Consider the following 541-nt stretch of genomic DNA (forward strand, 5'->3'; position numbering starts at 1 on the left):
GGGCCTGGTAGTGCGGGAATAGCATCAGCGAAAAGCCGAACGTCGCTGCGATCAGGCAGACATAACGAAACCGATGGTCATCTTTGACGACGTTAATCGATTCCTGGATCAACTGTTTCGGCGAAAACGCTTTCCGCTCGCCCAGGTTTCGCAGTTGACGAACATGGAACGCCGTCACGTCCGACTTCCGAACTTGCCCCTTCGCCTGCCGGCACAACCAAGAGTTCGATTATAGAAAATCGCACCAGCCGGCGACCAGTCAAACCATTGCCACCTTCGACGACGATCCGGAAGCCGTAGATGCCTTCGCTTTCAGGCCGGATAAAAACTGCGGGGGAACCATGAAGCCCCGCGACGCCGAATCGACGATGCGGTCTTCGCCGCTCCAAATGAAACACTGGCCGAGTGGGAGAACGATCTGCAGTCCGCCATCGCACTCGGTGCCCCACATCTTTCGACCTATGGCCTGACGTTCGAGAAAGGGACCACCAGGTCGCGAGAACGATTCCAGTTCCAGGCTGGTTGGGATATTATTCTTAGG

At 56.2% G+C, this 541-nt stretch carries 1 protein-coding gene; it reads right to left on the minus strand.

From position 1 onward, the window contains the following. Positions 1-259 precede the first annotated feature (259 nt). Positions 260-541 (minus strand): hypothetical protein (locus tag AB1L30_RS00985; RefSeq protein ID WP_367011466.1); only part of this gene is annotated, 282 nt, incomplete at its 5' end.

This window comes from Bremerella sp. JC817, assembly GCF_040718835.1.
GTDB lineage: Bacteria > Planctomycetota > Planctomycetia > Pirellulales > Pirellulaceae > Bremerella.